Consider the following 977-nt stretch of genomic DNA (forward strand, 5'->3'; position numbering starts at 1 on the left):
TCCACCCCGACCAACCCCAACCCCAACCCACTGCGGGCAGCCGGTGGGTGAGCGACCCGGATGGGGCCCGGACGCTGTTCGACCAGCACGCCGACCACATCGCCACCACCACAAGGCAGCAGCAGGATCAGCTGCGGCAGCTGTGGAACGTCCTGATCGACCATATGGACGGCGACGGGTTCATCACCGCCAGCGAGTCAACCCTCGCCGATGCGACATCCACATGGCAGCCGACGGTGCATAGGCGGATCGTGGCATTGCGCGACCGTGGTCTGCTGCGGCTGGTCCAGGAAGCACACCGTGGCGTGCCGGCGCGGTACAGGGTGACCGATCCGGGTCAGCCCCGGCAAGCACCGTTGCCGGCCCTTCCTGCGGGCAGCCGATGGGTGAGCGACCCGGATGAGGCCCGGACGCTGTTCGACCAGCACGCCGACCACATCGCCACCACAAGGAAGCAGCAGGATCAGCTGCGGCAGCTGTGGAACGTCCTGATCGACCATATGGACGACGACGGGCTCATCACCGCCAGCGAGTCAACCCTCGCCGATGCGACATCCATACCGCAGCCGACGGTGCATGGCCGGATCGTGGCATTGCGCGACCGTGGTCTGCTGCAGCTGGTCCAGGAAGCACACGGTGGCGTGCCGGCGCAGTACGGGGTGACCGCTCCGGGTCAGCCCCGGCAAGCATCGTTGCCGGGCCCTGCCCCCGGACCGGACCGCCCGCAGCAGGGTGCGGACCTGTCCTGGCTGAACCACGGGGGGACGTCGCCGATGTCCGGGCCGGTACCTGCCCCGCCGGCGGACACGGGTCTGCCCGGGCTGCCCGGGCCGCTGGACGACCCGGACGCCCTCACGGCATCGTCCTGGCCGGCGGGGCCGGCCGCGTCGTCCTGGCCGGCAGGGTGGACGGGACCGGCGGGGCCGGTTCCCGGCATTGGTGCGACCGACGGGCACGATGCTGCGATGTCCACCGAC

Annotated in this window: 1 pseudogene; it reads left to right on the plus strand. The window is 70.6% G+C overall.

Going from position 1 to position 977, the window contains the following annotated elements:
* Positions 1-47 precede the first annotated feature (47 nt).
* Positions 48-977, plus strand: a pseudogene (locus tag V6U90_RS33535) (hypothetical protein); the annotation flags it as partial.

The organism is Micromonospora sp. CPCC 206060 (assembly GCF_036906895.1).
Classification (GTDB): Bacteria; Actinomycetota; Actinomycetes; order Mycobacteriales; family Micromonosporaceae; genus Micromonospora.